The 15,967-nt window shown below is 58.2% G+C and carries 14 protein-coding genes, 3 tRNA genes and 1 pseudogene; 1 reads left to right on the forward strand and 17 read right to left on the reverse strand.

Features of this window, described 5'->3' with window-relative positions:
• Positions 1-99 precede the first annotated feature (99 nt).
• The 4 genes and pseudogenes from ABIA48_RS10910 to ampD all read right to left on the reverse strand — a co-directional run bounded on the left by ABIA48_RS10910 (position 100) and on the right by ampD (position 3,837).
• The gene (locus ABIA48_RS10910) at positions 100-1,029 is read right to left on the reverse strand and encodes a methyl-accepting chemotaxis protein (protein WP_429492839.1); all 930 of its coding nucleotides are present in this window, start codon (positions 1,027-1,029) and stop codon (positions 100-102) included.
• Positions 1,006-2,097 (reverse strand): annotated as a pseudogene (locus tag ABIA48_RS10915) (methyl-accepting chemotaxis protein); the annotation flags it as partial. The pseudogene ABIA48_RS10915 and the gene ABIA48_RS10910, both read right to left, overlap by 24 nt.
• 346 nt (positions 2,098-2,443) lie before the next feature.
• Positions 2,444-3,280 carry a regulatory signaling modulator protein AmpE gene (gene ampE, locus ABIA48_RS10920; protein WP_429488576.1) on the reverse strand — a complete coding sequence of 279 codons (837 nt, stop codon included), beginning with the start codon at positions 3,278-3,280 and terminating at the stop codon, positions 2,444-2,446.
• Positions 3,277-3,837: a 1,6-anhydro-N-acetylmuramyl-L-alanine amidase AmpD gene (ampD, locus tag ABIA48_RS10925; protein WP_277534495.1), complete on the reverse strand. Its 561-nt coding sequence runs from the start codon at positions 3,835-3,837 to the stop codon at positions 3,277-3,279. The genes ampE and ampD overlap by 4 nt, the downstream gene beginning before the upstream one ends.
• A 252-nt stretch (positions 3,838-4,089) precedes the next feature.
• Between ampD and nadC the strand changes: the two genes are divergently transcribed.
• On the forward strand, positions 4,090-4,938 hold the full coding sequence (nadC, locus tag ABIA48_RS10930; RefSeq protein WP_429488578.1) for a carboxylating nicotinate-nucleotide diphosphorylase: 849 nt from the start codon (positions 4,090-4,092) through the stop codon (positions 4,936-4,938).
• A 51-nt stretch (positions 4,939-4,989) separates the two neighbouring features.
• On the opposite strand, the gene ABIA48_RS10935 is transcribed toward nadC, so the two are convergent.
• From ABIA48_RS10935 to tpiA, 13 genes are all read right to left on the reverse strand, one after another.
• Positions 4,990-5,295, reverse strand: a complete 306-nt coding sequence (locus ABIA48_RS10935) for a DUF6388 family protein (protein ID WP_429488580.1) — start codon at positions 5,293-5,295, stop codon at positions 4,990-4,992.
• Between the two features lie 133 nt (positions 5,296-5,428).
• Positions 5,429-5,504: transfer RNA gene (locus ABIA48_RS10940), tRNA-Thr, on the reverse strand.
• A 138-nt stretch (positions 5,505-5,642) separates the two neighbouring features.
• Positions 5,643-7,748, reverse strand: coding sequence for a polyribonucleotide nucleotidyltransferase (pnp, locus tag ABIA48_RS10945; protein ID WP_007988674.1), 2,106 nt, complete (start codon positions 7,746-7,748; stop codon positions 5,643-5,645).
• Between the two features lie 207 nt (positions 7,749-7,955).
• Positions 7,956-8,225, reverse strand: coding sequence for a 30S ribosomal protein S15 (gene rpsO, locus ABIA48_RS10950; protein WP_011332409.1), 270 nt, complete (start codon positions 8,223-8,225; stop codon positions 7,956-7,958).
• A 117-nt stretch (positions 8,226-8,342) separates the two neighbouring features.
• Positions 8,343-9,260, reverse strand: coding sequence for a tRNA pseudouridine(55) synthase TruB (gene truB, locus ABIA48_RS10955; RefSeq protein ID WP_057716473.1), 918 nt, complete (start codon positions 9,258-9,260; stop codon positions 8,343-8,345).
• Between the two features lie 3 nt (positions 9,261-9,263).
• The gene (gene rbfA / locus ABIA48_RS10960; RefSeq protein WP_007973108.1) at positions 9,264-9,665 is read right to left on the reverse strand and encodes a 30S ribosome-binding factor RbfA; all 402 of its coding nucleotides are present in this window, start codon (positions 9,663-9,665) and stop codon (positions 9,264-9,266) included.
• A 159-nt stretch (positions 9,666-9,824) separates the two neighbouring features.
• The gene (infB, locus tag ABIA48_RS10965) at positions 9,825-12,350 is read right to left on the reverse strand and encodes a translation initiation factor IF-2 (protein ID WP_429488583.1); all 2,526 of its coding nucleotides are present in this window, start codon (positions 12,348-12,350) and stop codon (positions 9,825-9,827) included.
• Between the two features lie 27 nt (positions 12,351-12,377).
• Positions 12,378-13,859, reverse strand: a complete 1,482-nt coding sequence (nusA, locus tag ABIA48_RS10970; RefSeq protein WP_007988680.1) for a transcription termination factor NusA — start codon at positions 13,857-13,859, stop codon at positions 12,378-12,380.
• Between the two features lie 59 nt (positions 13,860-13,918).
• The gene (gene rimP, locus ABIA48_RS10975) at positions 13,919-14,377 is read right to left on the reverse strand and encodes a ribosome maturation factor RimP (RefSeq protein ID WP_007915250.1); all 459 of its coding nucleotides are present in this window, start codon (positions 14,375-14,377) and stop codon (positions 13,919-13,921) included.
• A gap of 138 nt (positions 14,378-14,515) precedes the next feature.
• A tRNA-Met gene (locus ABIA48_RS10980) sits at positions 14,516-14,592 on the reverse strand.
• Positions 14,593-14,689: 97 nt separating this feature from the next.
• Positions 14,690-14,775: transfer RNA gene (locus tag ABIA48_RS10985), tRNA-Leu, on the reverse strand.
• A 22-nt stretch (positions 14,776-14,797) separates the two neighbouring features.
• Positions 14,798-15,181 (reverse strand): preprotein translocase subunit SecG, encoded by a 384-nt coding sequence (gene secG / locus ABIA48_RS10990; RefSeq protein ID WP_033063466.1) that lies wholly within the window; start codon positions 15,179-15,181, stop codon positions 14,798-14,800.
• 4 nt (positions 15,182-15,185) lie between these two features.
• A complete protein-coding gene (gene tpiA, locus ABIA48_RS10995; protein WP_429488586.1) occupies positions 15,186-15,941 on the reverse strand; it encodes a triose-phosphate isomerase in 756 nt (251 codons plus the stop codon).
• Positions 15,942-15,967 lie beyond the last annotated feature (26 nt).

The raw sequence follows: 15,967 nt of genomic DNA on the forward strand, positions 1-15,967 counted from the left end.
GCGGGCTTGCCCGCGAAAGCGATCGTTCAGTCACATTAATGTTGGATGTGCCGCCGTCTTCGCGGGCAAGCCCGCTCCCACTGGGTCCCGAGGAGACATTCAAACCCGGAATGCACTGATCAACTGTTTCAACTCCACGACCTGGGCCGACAACGCCCGACTGGCATCTTCAGTCTGATGCGCACCTTCAGCAGTACGCTCGCCGGCGCGATTGATCTCGACGATGTTCTGGTCGATGTCGTGGGCCACAGCGGTTTGTTGCTCCACCGCGGCGGCAATCTGCTGGTTCTGGTCGACGATCATGCCAACCGCCCCCAGAATGTTTTCCAGCGCCTGCTGGACCTTTTCCGACTGCCCCACCGTGCCGTTGGCCATTTCATGGCTGGTGCCCATGGCCTTGACCGCTGCGCCGACACCGCCATGGAGCTTGGCGATCATCTGTTCGATTTCTTCGGTCGATTGCTGGGTACGCTTGGCCAGGGTCCGGACTTCATCGGCTACCACGGCGAAACCACGCCCCTGTTCACCGGCCCGTGCTGCTTCGATAGCGGCATTGAGTGCCAGCAGGTTGGTCTGCTCGGCGATACTCTTGATCACTTCCAGAACGCGGCTGATGGACTGGCTGTCGTTGGCCAGTTGATTGATCACCAGTACCGATTGATCGATCTCGCTGGCCAGCGCGGCAATGCTGCCCTGCTGAGACTCCACCAGACCGCGCCCACTGATGGTCTCATCGTTGACACTGTGGGCACTGCTCACCGCCGCCGCGGCACTGCGCGCGACTTCCTGGGAAGTAGCCGACATCTGGTTCATGGCCGTGGCCACTTGTTCGATCTGCGTGCGCTGCCCGGCGACGGCCTGGTTGCTCTGCGCGGAAACGCTCTCCACCTGCCCGGCCTGACGCTCGACTTCGCTGACGTTCTGCCCCACCCGCTCGATCAGGTCATGGATTTTTTTCACCGTACCGTTGAACACCTCGCCCAGTTCCCCCAGCTCATCGCGGCTGTGGGCGCTGAAGGTCACGGTCATGTCGCCTGCCGCCACCTTGTCCATCACCGCTCCCAGGCGCTTGAGCGTGGTGCGGGTCGAAGCATAGAAAGCGCCGTAGAGATAAAAGATCAACACAAATACGACTGACAACGCCACGGCCTGCAAGACCATGTGCGTGCGATTCTGCTCAAGCCGCTGCTGCAATTGCGGGCCGAGATACTTCAGGACCGCCTCGTTGAGTTGGTAAGTCTGGTCCATCAGGGCACTGACCTGATCGTAAAAGCCCTGCCACGGCGCATCGAGGGTGTCGGCCATGACCACTTGCTCTTCGAACAACTCGCTGGCTTTCTTCAAGGATGCCCGGCTGCTATCGGCCTGAGCGGCCAAGGTGTCGCGTGCGGCTTTGCTGGAGCCCAAGGCATCCTGCAACTTCAGGCCATATTCGGCCTGGAGCTTTTCAATCTGCGCCAGCAACTCATCGAAACGGGTACTCGAAGCCGAGTTGATGAAACCCTGCCCCAACGAAAAAGAGCCCATTGCCCGGCCTTCGCCCAGGATCTGGGTGACACGCGGCGTGACAAGGGTGACGAGCTCGCTCAACTGGCGCATGTCGCTCTGGTTGTCGCGACTGAGGCCGGCCTGGTTGGTGATGAGCTGGCTGAAAATCTGCGCGCTGCCCACCAGCTTGCCAATCAGTGCACTTTTGCTTTGCAGGGAGTTTTCCGTTTGCTGGGTCTTGAACGCGGCGATCATTTCATCGCGTTTGCCATCAAACACTGCGACCTGCTCCGGGTCGCTGGTCATTGCCGTCAGCCCTTGCAGGCGAGTCAGAATGTTTTGCTCAAGTGTGCTGATTTTCGATTCGACATTGCCGGCCTTGCCGGACTGGCCGAGGCTGACATTGATCTGCACCAGGTTGTTCAGGGTTTCCAGATCGCGCCGTAACGCCAGGCTGCTGCCCAACAGATCGAGGCTCTGCAGTTCGACACGCGTGCCGTGGAACTCACGATAGGAGTCGCGCACCAGATAGAAGTTGGTCACCAGCATCGGCACCAGGAACAGTACGCTGATCAGACTGAACTTCATGCCGAAGCTCAGGCGGTTCATCAGCGCGACAGCGGGATAGAGCAAGCTCTTCACTGGATGTCTCCCTTCGATTTTTTATTGTTTTTATTGGCAGGCGCAGACCGACGGCAGATAGCCACTATTCGGCGCTATCTCTGTATAACGTAAATCGGCAGGAGGTTTTGTAACTTAAGGTTAACGACAGCAGTCCGCGTACGATACGAAGCGAACTCAATGTGGCGAGGGGGCTTGTCGGGTCGCCGCACCGCCCCGCTCGGCTGCGCAGCAGTCGTAGGTCGTAGATCCCCGTTTCAACTGTCAAATCGCATAGGGCGGCTCCGCCACCCAACGGGGGCAAGCCCCCTCGCCACATTGGCTCCCTACAGGCCTAAGGCAGGACCGTCCACAACGCAAACCCGGCATACCAGAGCACCGCGGCACGCAGCAGCAGCTCCCAGATGCGGTCCAGATTGTTGATACCTTCTGCGCCCGCCACCGGCGCTGGAATTTCACCGGCCACCAGTCCGACTTTCTCGATCAGTTGCGCGGCACTGATGTTCCAGTTCAACAGTTCATGCAACATGACCCGACTGACCGCGACAAAATTGCCAACCAACGCAAGGCTCGCCGCCAGCAGGCGCACTGGCACCCAGTCGAAGGCGTGACGCAATTGCCCGGCGCGCTCGACCACTGCAGGGCTTTTCCCGTGTTCTTCGGCCAGCGCCAGCAGCCGATAGCTCAACGCTGCGACCGGACCCAGCAGGAAGTACCAGAAAATAACCGCGAAAAAACTCTGGTAGGCCTCCCACAACAAATGCCCTTCGACCTGTTCCAGCAGTTGCTCGCCACTGTCGGCGCAAATGTCCAGATCGCGCTTGGCGACATGGGCCGCGGCTTGCAGGTCCTCACGGCGCCAGGCATCGCGGAACGGCCCGAGATCTCCCAACAAATCACCGCGTCCGAGGCTGTAAATCACCACCAGCAAATGGACCGGCAGCGCCAGCAACCCGTAGGCCACCGGTTCGATGACCACCAGCAGCAAACCCAGCAACGCCACCGGCAACAAGACCATTACCGACAACACCAGCCATGGCCGACCCGAAAGTCGCGGACTGGCTTCAAGCTTGTGCAGCTTGTGTATCCAGCCGCCGTCCCGCTGAACCCGATGGCGCAGGGCCGAGAACTTTTCGATCCACACCGCCAATAGCAACACCAGAAAACTCATTGCCCTTCCTCTTGTGCCAGAGCTGCACGATAGCGTGCCCAGTCGAACGCCGGCCCCGGATCGGTTTTGCGCCCGGGTGCAATGTCGCTGTGCCCGCAGATGCGCTCTGTGGTGATCGCCGTGAACGCCTGCTGCAGCTGGCGGGTCAAGGCTGTCAACGCGCTGTACTGCGCATCGGTGAACGGCAGATCATCCGTGCCTTCGAGCTCGATGCCCACGGAAAAATCGTTACAGGTTTCCCGCCCCTGGAAACACGAGACGCCGGCGTGCCAGGCGCGCTCAAGACAAGAGACAAACTGAGTGACGGTGCCGTCACGTTCAATCAGAAAGTGCGCAGACACTCGAAGGTCGGCGATCCCTGCAAAGTAGGGATGTTCCGTGACATCCAGACGATTCTGGAAAAATTCCTGCACCTTGCCGGTCTGAAATTGCGCGGGCGGCAGACTGATATTGTGGATCACCAGCAGGGAAATCTCGCCCTCGGGGCGCGCATTGAAGTTGGGCGAAGGGCATAAACGCACACCCTGACACCAACCGCTCGCGGGGTCCAACTGCATACCGACTCCTTCAACGTCGACTGTGTTGGCACAGTATGCCGCGATAATCCCCCAAGGCGCGATCACTTGCCGCGTTTGAGACGCTTGAGGTTGCCGATCTCAAACAGGCGCTTGTTCGGAATCGACGGCCAACGCCGACAATGTCAGGGACTCGACCAAATGCAGGCACCAGCGCCAACGTAACGCGCTGATGCCTTGGGTTGGTCGCTGACATGGCCCTATAATCGAGCCACTTTGTTTGTGGAGTCCGTTATGCCGAATCTACGTCTCGCCGATCTGACCGCCGAAATCGAAGCCAACGTGCGCCGTGCGTTGCGTGAAGACATTGGCAGCGGCGACATCACCGCGCAGTTGATCCCGGCCGAACGCCTGGCCAAAGCCACCATCATTACCCGTGATGCCGCTGTCATCAGCGGCACCGCCTGGGTGGATACCGTGTTTCGGCAACTGGACCCACGGGTGGCGGTGCACTGGCAGGTTGCCGACGGCGAACGGGTGACGCCCAATCAGGTGCTGTTCCACCTCGAAGGCCCGGCGCGCTCACTGCTGACCGGCGAACGCAGCGCCCTGAACTTCCTGCAATTGCTCTCCGGCGTGGCAACCCGCGCGCAATACCTGGCGGACTTCGTCGCCGAGACTCAGGTCAAGCTGCTCGACACCCGTAAAACGCTGCCGGGACTGCGCCTGGCGCAGAAGTACGCTGTGACCTGCGGCGGTTGCCACAACCACCGCATCGGCCTGTATGACGCCTTCCTGATCAAGGAAAACCACATCGCCGCCAGTGGCGGCATCGCGCAGGCCATCGCCGCCGCGCACAAGATCGCCCCGGGCAAACCGGTCGAGATTGAAGTGGAAAACCTGGAGGAACTGAAAGAAGCGCTGGCGGCCGGTGCCGATATCATCATGCTCGACGAACTGAGCCTGGATGACATGCGCGAAGCCGTGCGTCTGAACGCTGGCAAGGCCAAACTGGAGGCCAGCGGCGGGATCAACGAAAGCACGTTGCTGCCGATTGCACAGACCGGGGTGGATTACATTTCGATCGGTGCGATGACCAAGGATGTGAAGGCGGTCGATCTATCGATGCGCCTGAGTCTCTGATCGAACCTCGCCGTACAAAAAACGCCAGCCTCATCAAGGCTGGCGTTTTTGTCAGACCACCAGATTGTTCATCTCGCAGTACTCTTCCCACCCGACGCCCAACACCTCCGCAGCTTCTTTGTGCAGCTTCAGGCGTTCTGCTTCGTATTCTTCCGGCGTTGAGGTGTACTTGAGTGTCAATTCCCACGGCTGCAAGCCCTGGGCTTCCGCTTCGTCCTCGAACGCCCATTGAATCTGGTCTTTCTGATCATCGGCACTCAGGTCCTTGATCTCTTCCATCAGATCCGGCACATCCAGCACGTACTTTTTCAGTGCTTCTTCGTGTCTGGCTTCTTGGGTCAATTTTTTTATTGTCATGGCGTTCTCGTTGATCTGGGGAATGGAAGATGGATCTGGATCATCAAGGATCTCTCTGACGCAAAAAAACCGTATGAAGCGCGGTTTGTCTGGCCTTCAGAACCATTCGGGATCATCTGAAAACAAGTCTTGCTGGTGCCCGAGACAGGAATCGAACCTGCGACCTTCGCGTTACGAGTGCGCTGCTCTACCGGCTGAGCTACACGGGCGGTGGGCTAAACCTAGCACTGACTTCAGGGGCAGGCAACTTCCGGAGCGTCTCTATTTTCTGCAGACAAAAAAATGCCCCACCGTTTTCACGGCGGGGCATTTTTTATAACGTTGAAGCGGTCAGGCGTGAGGCGTAATTAAACGCCCGAAGCCTTGGCTGCTGCCACGTCTTTGATGGACAGCTTGATACGGCCGCGGTTGTCCACGTCCAGTACCAGAACTTCCACTTCCTGGCCTTCTTTCAGAATGTCGGTCACTTTCTCAACGCGAGCGTCGCTCAGCATGGAGATGTGAACCAGACCGTCCTTGCCCGGCAGGATGTTGACGAATGCGCCGAAGTCGACGATGCGTTCAACCTTACCGACGTAGATCTTGCCGATTTCGGCTTCAGCGGTGATACCCAGAACGCGCTGACGGGCAGCTTCAGCAGCTTCCTTGGTTTCGCCGAAGATCTTGATCGAACCGTCGTCTTCGATGTCGATCGAAGCCTTGGTTTCTTCACAGATCGCACGAATGGTCGCGCCGCCTTTACCGATAACGTCACGGATCTTGTCGGTGTCGATCTTCATCGCGATCATGGTCGGAGCGTTGGCCGACAGTTCGGTACGCGACTGGCCAATGATCTGGTTCATCTGACCGAGGATGTTCAGGCGCGCTTCCAGGGCTTGGCCCAGAGCGATTTCCATGATTTCTTCGGTGATGCCCTTGATCTTGATGTCCATCTGCAGCGCGGTCACGCCTTTGGCGGTACCGGCTACCTTGAAGTCCATGTCGCCCAGGTGGTCTTCGTCACCCAGGATGTCGGTCAGGACGGCGAATTTCTCGCCTTCTTTAACCAGACCCATGGCGATACCGGCAACCGGCGCCTTCATTGGAACGCCAGCGTCCATCAGGGCCAGGGAAGCGCCGCAAACGGAAGCCATCGAGCTCGAACCGTTGGATTCGGTGATTTCCGAAACCACGCGGATGGTGTACGGGAACACGTCAGCGGCAGGCAGCATGGCCGAAACCGAACGACGGGCCAGACGGCCGTGACCGATTTCGCGACGACCAGCGCCACCCATGCGACCACACTCGCCCACCGAGAACGGAGGGAAGTTGTAGTGCAGCATGAACGGGTCTTTTTTCTCGCCTTCCAGGGTGTCCAGCAACTGCGCGTCACGGGCGGTGCCCAGAGTCGCGACTACCAGAGCCTGGGTTTCGCCACGGGTGAACAGTGCCGAACCGTGGGTCTTTGGCAGAACACCGACTTCGATGTTCAGCGGACGCACGGTGCGAGTGTCACGACCGTCGATACGTGGCTTGCCGTTTACGATGTTTTCGCGAACGGTGCGGTATTCGATTTCACCGAAAGCAGCTTTGACGTCGGAAGCGGAAGGCTGGCCTTCTTCACCGGACAGCTTGGCAACGACCTGGTCCTTCAACTCACCCAGGCGAGCGTAACGGTCGGCCTTGACGGTGATGGTGTAAGCCTGGGAGATCGCTTCGCCGAACTCGGCACGGATAGCGCCCAGCAGTTCGGTGGCTTCAGGCTGTGGAGCCCAGGTCCAGGTTGGCTTGGCAGCTTCGGCAGCCAGTTCTTTGACAGCGTTGATCACAACCTGGAACTCGTCGTGAGCAAACAGTACCGCGCCCAGCATCTGGTCTTCGGTCAGCTCTTTGGCTTCCGATTCAACCATCAGCACAGCGTCCGAAGTACCGGCAACGACCATGTCCAGGCTCGAAGCAGCCTGTTGCTCGTAAGTCGGGTTCAGCAGGTAGCCGGTGCTTTCGTGGAACGCAACGCGGGCAGCGCCGATCGGACCATCGAAAGGAATGCCGGAGATGGCCAGGGCAGCCGAGGTACCGATCATCGCAGCGATGTCCGGATCGGTCTTCTTGCTGGTGGAAACAACGGTGCAGACAACCTGCACTTCGTTCATGAAACCTTCTGGGAACAGCGGACGGATCGGACGGTCGATCAGTCGGGAAGTCAGGGTTTCTTTCTCGGAAGGACGGCCTTCGCGCTTGAAGAAACCGCCAGGGATCTTACCGGCAGCGTAAGTCTTTTCCTGGTAGTGAACAGACAGAGGGAAGAAACCCTTGCCTGGATCGGCTTGCTTGGCACCGACTACGGTCACCAATACGCTGACGTCGTCGTCAACGGTGACCAATACTGCGCCGGAGGCCTGACGGGCGATACGGCCAGTCTCGAGGGTAACGGTCGACTGACCGAACTGGAATTTTTTGATTACCGGGTTCACGGTGTCCTACCTTCTTTGTGGCTCTTGGGGAACTGGTTTCTTGCGAAATTCTTGGGCAACGCCGGGAATCGGCCCGACCGGTTGTCCGGGGTGCACTCACACAGGTAAAGCAGACATCCAGATAAAACTTGAGGCTGGAAGCCTGCCATGCGCTGGCGGGAAACCCGCTGACGCACGACAGACAACCAACCTCTAGCGCAATCGCTATTAGCGACGCAGACCCAGGCGAGCGATCAGAGCGCTGTAACGGCTCACGTCCTTGCCTTTCAGGTAGTCCAGCAGCTTACGACGCTGGTTAACCATGCGGATCAGACCACGACGGGAGTGGTGGTCTTTACCGTTGGCCTTGAAGTGACCTTGCAGTTTGTTGATGTTGGCGGTCAGCAGTGCAACTTGCACTTCTGGCGAACCAGTGTCACCAACAGCTTGCTGGTAGTCAGCTACGATTTGAGCTTTTTCTTGAACGTCGAGAGCCATGAGGCAATCCTTTTATCAGGAAACTGTTTCAGAAAAACAGTTTCAACAGGCCAGGGACAAATCCCTGTATCTAAAAATGAGTAGTGACCGTGCCTGTTAACAGCCACCCTCGTCCGGTCATTCTGACCGAATCAGTCGACGCGGCGCGATACGCCCGTCTTCGCTCACTTCACCGATACCGATGAAGCGACCATTGTGATCCTGTACTCGCACCATGCCGAACTTCGGAGCATCCGGGGCACGTACCGGCTGGCCGTTGAGCCAGTAGAACGCACTCGCTTCCGAGAACTGCAACAGTGGCCAATCCAGCAGGCCGCTGTCCGATGGCATCAGGAAGCGATCGACCGCCTCGTTGCCGCCTTCGGCATGTACTGCTTCCAGCTCTTCCAGGGTAACCGTCTGCGCCAGGGTGAATGGCCCGGCCTGGGTACGTCGCAGTTCTGCAACGTAAGCGCCACAACCGAGTTGCTCACCGATATCCTCCACCAGAGTACGGATATAGGTGCCTTTGCTGCAATCCACCGCCAGCCGCGCAGTATCACCTTCGAAGGCCAGCAATTCCAAGCGCGTAATAGTAACAGAACGCGGTTCGCGCTCCACTACTTCGCCAGCACGAGCCAGCTTGTACAACGGCTGGCCGTCACGCTTGAGTGCGGAGTACATCGGCGGTATCTGACTGATTTGCCCACGAAATTTCGGCAGTACAGCCTCGATATCGGTGCGACCAACGGTCACCGGGCGCTCCTGCAAAACTTCACCCTCGGCATCCGCCGTGGTGGTGGTTTTGCCCAATTGCGCCAAGGTTTCATAACCCTTATCGGAATCGAGCAGGTATTGCGAGAACTTGGTGGCCTCGCCGAAGCACAGCGGCAACACGCCTGTGGCCAAGGGATCGAGACTGCCGGTGTGTCCGGCCTTCTCGGCATTGAGCAACCAGCGAACCTTCTGCAAGGCCGCGTTGGAGGTGAACCCCAGCGGCTTGTCGAGCAGGATGATGCCGCTGACGTTACGACGGATACGTTTGACCTGAGCCACCGATTACTCCTTGGTGTCTTCGGCTTCTGCCGCAACCGGATGCTGATTGTCTTCAGCCACTGCGCGCTCGATCAATGCCGACAAGTGCGCACCACGCACGACGCTTTCGTCGTAGTGGAAGTGCAACTGTGGAACGCTGCGCAGCTTCATCTCACGGGCCAGCTGCATGCGCAGGAAACCCGCGGCAGAGTTGAGCACCTTGATGCTTTGTGCGATTTCTTCGGCGCTGTCCTGGCCCATCACGGTGATGAAGATCTTGGCGTGACCGACGTCACGGCTGACTTCCACTGCAGTAATGGTGACCAGGCCGACGCGCGGGTCTTTGACTTCACGACGGATCAGTTGTGCCAGCTCACGCTGCATCTGATCGCCGATACGTTGGGTACGGCTGTATTCTTTTGCCATGTCTTGTTACCTGTTACTGCCCCGCGGTGAAACCCGCAAGGTCTGAAAGCGGCAAACGCCCGGCCTGACAAAAGCCAGACCGGGCGTTGCGTTTAGAGTCCTGGTGACGAATTGCGCATTTGCATGCGGCGACCCGTCACGGCTCTTGAAGTGCGCGAGTTAGAGGCTGCGAGCAACCTGCACCTTCTCGAAGACTTCGATCTTGTCACCGACCTTGACGTCGTTGTAGCTCTTCACGCCGATACCGCATTCCATGCCGGCACGTACTTCGGAAGCGTCATCCTTGAAGCGGCGCAGGGATTCCAGCTCGCCTTCGAAGATAACGATGTCTTCACGCAGTACACGGATTGGACGGTTACGGTGAACAACACCTTCGATAACCATGCAACCGGCGATCGCGCCAAACTTCGGCGAACGGAACACGTCACGCACTTCGGCGATACCCAGGATGTTCTCGCGAACATCGCTGCCGAGCATACCGGTCAGGGCTTTCTTGACGTCTTCGATGATGTCGTAGATCACGTTGTAGTAACGCATATCCAGACCTTCCTGCTCGACGATCTTGCGCGCACCGGCATCGGCACGCACGTTGAAGCCGAACAGTACAGCGTTGGAGGCCAGTGCCAGGTTGGCATCGGATTCGGTGATACCACCGACGCCGCCACCGACCACACGCACTTGCACTTCGTCGTTACCCAGGCCGTTCAAGGCACCGTTCAACGCTTCCAGCGAGCCACGGACGTCGGATTTGAGGACGATGTTGAGCGTCTTCTTCTCTTCCTGGCCCATGCTTTCGAAGATGTTTTCCAGCTTGCCGGCGTGAGCGCGAGCCAGTTTGACTTCGCGGAACTTGCCTTGACGGAACAGAGCCACTTCACGGGCTTTCTTCTCGTCGGCAACCACGCTCATCTCGTCGCCGGCATCCGGAGTACCGTCCAGGCCGAGGATCTCGACAGGGATGGCAGGACCGGCTTCCTTGATGGCTTTGCCATTCTCGTCGAGCATGGCACGCACGCGGCCATAGTTCGAACCGACCAGGACCATGTCGCCCTGACGCAGGGTACCGTCTTGAACCAGCACGGTAGCCACCGGGCCACGGCCTTTGTCCAGGCGGGATTCAACCACGACACCACGGCCAGGAGCCGATGGCGTTGCAGTCAATTCCAGAACTTCGGCTTGCAGCAATACCGCTTCGAGCAGTTCGTCGACACCGGTACCCATCTTCGCCGAGACCGGTACGAACGGCGTGTCACCACCCCACTCTTCCGACGTCACGCCGTGAACCGACAGTTCGCTACGGATACGATCGAGGTCAGCACCTGGCTTGTCGATCTTGTTCACCGCGACAACCAGCGGAACGCCAGCAGCCTGAGCGTGCTGAACAGCTTCGATGGTTTGCGGCATCACGCCGTCGTCCGCTGCAACCACGAGGATCACGATGTCGGTCGCCTTGGCACCACGGGCACGCATCGCGGTGAACGCGGCGTGACCAGGGGTGTCGAGGAACGTCACCATGCCACGGTCGGTTTCAACGTGGTACGCACCGATGTGCTGGGTGATACCACCGGCTTCGCCAGCAGCAACCTTGGCACGACGGATGTAGTCGAGCAGGGAAGTTTTACCGTGGTCAACGTGGCCCATTACAGTCACGACCGGCGCACGGGAAACTGCCTCGCCTTCAAACTTCAGGGACTCGGCCAGGGAATCTTCCAGGGCGGTGTCGCTGACCAGGGTCACTTTGTGGCCCAGCTCTTCGGCAACCAGTTGAGCAGTTTCCTGATCGAGTACCTGGTTGATGGTCGCTGGAGTACCCAGTTTGAACATGAACTTGATGATTTCAGCAGCCTTCACCGACATCTGTTGAGCGAGATCGCCAACAGTGATGGTTTCGCCGATCTTCACTTCGCGCACGACAGGGCCGGTTGGGCTCTGGAAACCGTGAGCGTTGCGCTTCTTCAGCTTGGCCTTGCCGCGACCACCACGACGGAAGCCATCGCTTTCTTCGTCGGTAGTACGTGGAGCAACGCGTGGAGCCGGCGCCTTTTCCTTGACCGAAGCACGATGCGGAGCGTTTTTGCGCTCGCCATCGCCGCCACCGCGACGACTGTTGTCGTCGGCACGTGGTTTGTCCGGACGACGCTGTTCGTCACGCTTGCGAGTGTCGGCCGCAGGAGCCGGGGCAGCTGCCACAACCGGAGCGCTTTCGCGCACAGGCTCGGCCACTGCGACAGGCGTTGCGACAGGTTCGGCAGGAGCGGTCTGCGCAGCAGCAGGCTGGCGACGCGCTTCTTCTTCGGCGCGACGCTTGGCTTCTTCTTCAGCCTTCTGGCGTGCAGCATTTTCTACTGCGCGACGTTCATCCAGTTCACGCTTGCGCTCGGCTTCGATTTCTTCCGGGCTGCGCTGTACGAAGACTTTCTTCTTGCGTACTTCAACGCTGATGCTTTTGCTGCCAGCAACCCGCAGGGTGCTGGTGGTTTTACGCTGCAGCGTAATCTTGCGTGGTTCTTCCACTTTCGCCTTGTGGCTGCTTTTCAAGTGAGTCAGCAACGATTGCTTCTCACTGTCAGTCACACTTTCTTCGGCGGCGGTGTGCGGCAGACCTGCCTCACGCATCTGCTGCAACAGGCGCTCTACCGGTGTTTTGACCTCATCGGCCAGTTGTTTCACCGTGACTTGCGTCATGCACTTCTCTCCTCAGGCCGCGCCTAATTACTCGAACCAGTGGGCTCGGGCGGCCATGATCAACTTGCCGGCACGATCATCGTCAATGCCGTCGATGTCGAGCAGGTCGTCAATAGACTGCTCGGCCAGGTCTTCGCGGGTAATTACGCCGCGCACCGCCAGTTCCATCGCCAAATCCTTGTCCATACCCTCAAGCGAGAGCAGGTCTTCGGCCGGATGGGCGTCTGCCAGCTTTTCCTCAGTAGCGATGGCTTTGGTCAACAAGCGATCCTTGGCACGAGCGCGAAGCTCGTTGACGATTTCCTCGTCAAAGCCGTCGATGTTGAGCATTTCTTCCAACGGTACGTAGGCAATCTCTTCCAGGCTGGTGAAGCCTTCATCAACCAGCACCTGAGCCAGTTCTTCGTCGACTTCCAGCTCGTCGATGAAGTTGCGCAGGATGTCGCCGGTTTCTGCTTGCTGTTTAGCCTGGATGTCCGATTCGGTCATCACGTTCAGGGTCCAGCCAGTCAACTGGCTGGCCAGACGCACGTTCTGACCACCGCGACCAATGGCCTGAGCCAGATTGTCTGCGCCAACGGCGATGTCCATTGCGTGGGCATCTTCGTCAACGATAATTGCCGCAACCTCGGCCGGGGACATGGCGTTGATCACGAACTGAGCCGGGTTGTCGTCCCACAGAACGATGTCAACACGCTCACCGCCCAACTCACCCGACACTGCCTGGACGCGCGAACCGCGCATACCGATGCAAGCGCCTTGCGGGTCGATGCGTTTGTCCTTGGAGCGAACGGCGATCTTGGCGCGCGAACCCGGATCACGGGACGCAGCCATCACTTCGATCAGGCCTTCGGCAATTTCCGGCACTTCGATGCGGAACAACTCGATCAGCATTTCCGGCGCGGTACGCGACAGGATCAACTGCGGGCCGCGGTTCTCGGTGCGGATTTCCTTGAGCAGCGCACGCAGGCGCACGCCAACCCGGAAAGTTTCGCGAGAAATGATGTCTTCACGGGCCAGCAACGCTTCAGCGTTGTTACCCAGATCGACGATCACGTTGTCGCGGGTGACTTTTTTCACGGTGCCGGAGATGATTTCACCCAGGCGCTCGCGGTAAGCGTCAACAACCTGAGCGCGCTCTGCTTCGCGTACTTTCTGCACGATGACTTGCTTGGCAGTCTGTGCAGCAATGCGGCCGAACTCGATGGATTCGATTTTCTCTTCGACAACGTCGCCGACCTTGGCGCCAGGATGCGTTTCGGCAACCTTGCTCGGCCAGGTTTCGATGGCCGGATCGTCCAGGTCAGCTTCCTCGACGACCGTCCAGCGACGGAAAGTCTCGTAAGCGCCGGTGTGGCGATTGATTTCCACACGCAGATCAACTTCGTCTTCAAAACGCTTTTTGGTAGCAGTGGCCAGAGCCAGCTCCAGCGCTTCAAAAATCACGTTTGCCGGTACGCCCTTTTCATTGGATACCGACTCAACAACCAGCAGTACTTCTTTGCTCATCGTACGCCTCGCCTTTCGCAAGCCATTGGATCCGCGGGATCCGCAGTATCTGGCACGCCTCAGTCAAAACTGGGAATAATGTTGGCCTTGTCGATCATATCGATCGGCAACAGGAACTCATGGTCATCTACTTGCACCACGACATCCTGCTCTTCTACGCCGCGCAGAAGGCCCTGAAAGTTGCGTCGTCCTTCAAAAGGCGAGCGCAGCTTGATCTTCACTTGTTCACCGGCAAATTTTGCAAACTGCTCAAGAGTGAACAGCGGGCGTTCCATGCCAGGCGAGGAAACTTCAAGGGTGTATTCAACGGAGATTGGATCTTCAACATCCAGCACACCGCTGATCTGACGGCTGACGATGGCGCAATCGTCCACCAGCACGCCGCCTTCTTTATCGATATAAACGCGCAACATTGAGTGGCGACCCTGGGCCGAAAACTCAATACCCCAGCATTCATAGCCTAGGGCCACGACCACCGGGGCCAGCAAGGCCTGCAACTCTTCTAGCTTGCTCGACACCTGAACCCCCTAGTGCATGTATGTGCATGCTATGCAAAATAAAAAAATGGGCTAAACGCCCATCCTTGAAACGCCGTCGAACAGCGGCGTTGAAAGTGTCCAGCTAACAAAAAGCCCCTTAAAAGGGGCTCCTTAAACTGGTTGCGGGGGCCGGATTTGAACCGACGACCTTCGGGTTATGAGCCCGACGAGCTACCAGACTGCTCCACCCCGCGACAAAGCTGGGGCGGAAGTATACGACCGATCCCCTACAGGGTCAATGTAACCTTCCACCTGCAAGAAAGCCCGCAACAGCGGGCTCTCCTGACTAATTGGTACCGAGAAGGGGACTCGAACCCCTACACCCTATGGGCACAACCACCTCAAGGTTGCGTGTCTACCAATTCCACCACCTCGGCAATACTACGTTTGAAACCCTTCTTACTTCTGCTCTTGAGCTGGAGGCACGTCAGTCGCTGGAGTAGCCGACTTTTGCTCTTGAAGCACCGGGACATCATCAGAAGCCGGTTGTTGCTTTGGAACTTCCAGTACCGCTGGATTTGGGAGACCTACTTGAGTCAGCTGGTGAGCCTTCTCTTTAGCAAAGTAACCTAACCCCAAGCTGGTCATGAAAAAACCTGCGGCAAGTATAGCAGTAAACTTACTAAGAAAGGTAGAGGAACCTTGGCTTCCGAACACAGTATTTGAAGCACCTGCTCCGAAAGACGCGCCAGCATCCGCACCTTTACCCTGCTGCAGCAAAACCAGAGCTACTACGCCCAATGCACCCAGCAGATGAAAAACGACTACGACTGTTTCCAGCATTTTTTCAGTTTCCCGCGGCGCGACAAATCGCACCGAACTCATCTGCATTCAGGGAAGCCCCACCAATGAGACCCCCATCGATATCCGGCATGCCGAACAGTTCGACCGCATTGGCCGCCTTCACGCTGCCGCCGTATAGAAGCCGCACACCTTGCGCGACCTCAGAATTCTCTGCCGCCAACTGGGCGCGAATGGCTGCATGCACATCCTGCGCCTGTTGTGGCGTTGCAGTCAGTCCGGTACCAATGGCCCAGACCGGCTCATAAGCGATCACTGCCTTGGCAAAGGCACCGACACCCAGCTCCTCAATGATACTGCCCAGCTGACGCGAGACAACCTCAAGAGTCTTTCCGGCTTCACGCTGCTCAAGGGTTTCCCCTATACACAACACCGGAATCAAGCCACACGCCTGTGCCGCTGCGAACTTGCGGATCAGCATTCCGTCCTGCTCGCCCATAATCTGGCGGCGTTCGGAGTGCCCGACAAGCACCAGGGAACAACCTGCATCCACCAACTGACTCGGTGCAACTTCACCGGTCAACGCACCTTGCCCGGACTCCACCGCAGAATTCTGCGCGCCGACCGAAATCGACTTTCCTTTCAAGCCATCAATCACTTGATTGATATGCAGCAAAGGCGGGAATACCGCTACATCAACATCGCTCGGCAAGGCCAAGTCACGAAGGCCGTTGATCAGCTCAGCGACGCTGGCGCGGGTACCGTGCATCTTCCAGTTACCAGCTACCATAGGGCGACGCATGCTGTACCTCGTCGGTCAAAGTGGGC

This window comes from Pseudomonas sp. S30_BP2TU TE3576 (assembly GCF_050436025.1).
Taxonomy (GTDB): Bacteria; Pseudomonadota; Gammaproteobacteria; order Pseudomonadales; family Pseudomonadaceae; genus Aquipseudomonas.

Excerpts from the sequence above, each read along its gene's own strand:
- ABIA48_RS10910 (WP_429492839.1), bottom strand. The coding sequence starts at position 1,029 with ATGACCGTGACCTTCAGCGCCCACAGCCGCGATGAGCTGGGGGAACTG.
- ampE (WP_429488576.1), bottom strand. The coding sequence starts at position 3,280 with ATGAGTTTTCTGGTGTTGCTATTGGCGGTGTGGATCGAAAAGTTCTCG.
- ampD (WP_277534495.1), bottom strand. The coding sequence starts at position 3,837 with ATGCAGTTGGACCCCGCGAGCGGTTGGTGTCAGGGTGTGCGTTTATGC.
- nadC (WP_429488578.1), top strand. The coding sequence starts at position 4,090 with ATGCCGAATCTACGTCTCGCCGATCTGACCGCCGAAATCGAAGCCAAC.
- ABIA48_RS10935 (WP_429488580.1), bottom strand. The coding sequence starts at position 5,295 with ATGACAATAAAAAAATTGACCCAAGAAGCCAGACACGAAGAAGCACTG.
- rpsO (WP_011332409.1), bottom strand. The coding sequence starts at position 8,225 with ATGGCTCTCGACGTTCAAGAAAAAGCTCAAATCGTAGCTGACTACCAG.
- rbfA (WP_007973108.1), bottom strand. The coding sequence starts at position 9,665 with ATGGCAAAAGAATACAGCCGTACCCAACGTATCGGCGATCAGATGCAG.
- infB (WP_429488583.1), bottom strand. The coding sequence starts at position 12,350 with ATGACGCAAGTCACGGTGAAACAACTGGCCGATGAGGTCAAAACACCG.
- nusA (WP_007988680.1), bottom strand. The coding sequence starts at position 13,859 with ATGAGCAAAGAAGTACTGCTGGTTGTTGAGTCGGTATCCAATGAAAAG.
- secG (WP_033063466.1), bottom strand. The coding sequence starts at position 15,181 with ATGCTGGAAACAGTCGTAGTCGTTTTTCATCTGCTGGGTGCATTGGGC.
- tpiA (WP_429488586.1), bottom strand. The coding sequence starts at position 15,941 with ATGCGTCGCCCTATGGTAGCTGGTAACTGGAAGATGCACGGTACCCGC.